2 pseudogenes are annotated in these 1,200 nt (G+C 35.4%); both read right to left on the bottom strand.

The features are described 5' to 3' along the window. Positions 1-129: 129 nt before the first annotated feature. Positions 130-468 (bottom strand): annotated as a pseudogene (locus tag QUB11_RS31190) (DUF6444 domain-containing protein); the annotation flags it as partial. Positions 469-513: 45 nt separating this feature from the next. Further along, positions 514-963, bottom strand: a pseudogene (locus tag QUB11_RS31185) (hypothetical protein); the annotation flags it as partial. Positions 964-1,200 lie beyond the last annotated feature (237 nt).

Genomic DNA, 1,200 nt, shown 5'->3' with positions numbered 1-1,200 from the left:
TATTTGGTATTTTATTCATCATTACAACTATGTTTTGAGCAAATGAATATCTAATCACTACATATTTATCACTACCAAAATTCTTAAAGAATTTGGAGATAATTATGTAATTAATTTTGCTTAACTACTTATTTCAAAGCGATCTACTCTACCAAACCCTTTACGAGTTTTTCCCGGATGCCCTGGTTGTCCTCCCGGTTTCCGTTTTGGAGCTTGGCTTTCACCATCGGAGATCTCAGGTTTTTTTTCGGATTTTTTGAGGATGTCCCCAGATGGGGGTTTTGATGATGTTTTGCTGTCTAAATCTCTACTCGCCTTGAGTTTTCCTATTTCTTGTTCTAGCTCTAAAATTCTGGAGTTTAGTTTAATTGTGGCGAGAGCCTGAAAGACAATGATTTCCACCAGTTGTTCCGGAGCCAACTGTATCAGGATTTCACGGTCTAGTTCAAGAGGCAGGTTTTTTTCCATAATTGTGATTTTCCGCCAAGAATGTCACACTTGTCAATACCCTCTGACCTGAATCCTTACAAAGCTTTTTAAGGCAAATTGTACGCTATCTGGTAATGGTCTCGATTTTCTCATCAACCATTTTCGTCGAAAATGAGGTAGTAATTCTTTAAATACTTTTTCAAATAAAACTGCGGGAAAAGTTAAAAATCTTTGTGATAATGCTTGTTGACTAATTTCAGACGGCTCACACCATAAAAATCCTTCTCTATTTAATAATCTGGTTAATTCTGTTACTCCTGCTACATTTCGCCATAAAAGACTTAATATTGCTGCCATCATTAATGGTAGTGTCAGAATCCTATCTCTTAAATTTAGTTGGCGATAAAAAGTTTTTTGAGCAGCCATTGCTGGAATTAATAAATCTTCCAGGTGATTCGCAATCGCTTCATTTTCTATTTGGGGACTATTTTTTTTCTTTGCATGATCTCGGTTGATTCGTTTTTTGCTAGTCATAACTGGTTCAACTAGGGTTCAACTGCTTGACCCGTAAAGGTTTCATCCTATTTTACCTTTTTTGGTCTACCCCCTTGACAATTTGCACTTTTTCTTAACTTGTCACAAATGCATCTGAACAAATTAATTTTGCTCGCCGCAACCGTTGTAGTATTTGACTTAAGTAGTTAAGCAAAATTAATTACATAATTATCTCCAAATTCTTTAAGAATTTTTTCTACAGATGAAACAAGAGAT

The organism is Microcoleus sp. B6-A1 (assembly GCF_036705085.1).
Classification (GTDB): Bacteria; Cyanobacteriota; Cyanobacteriia; order Cyanobacteriales; family Microcoleaceae; genus Microcoleus.
The sequence above is the reverse complement of the archived record's forward strand: the minus strand, read 5'-3'. Positions and strand labels throughout refer to the sequence as shown.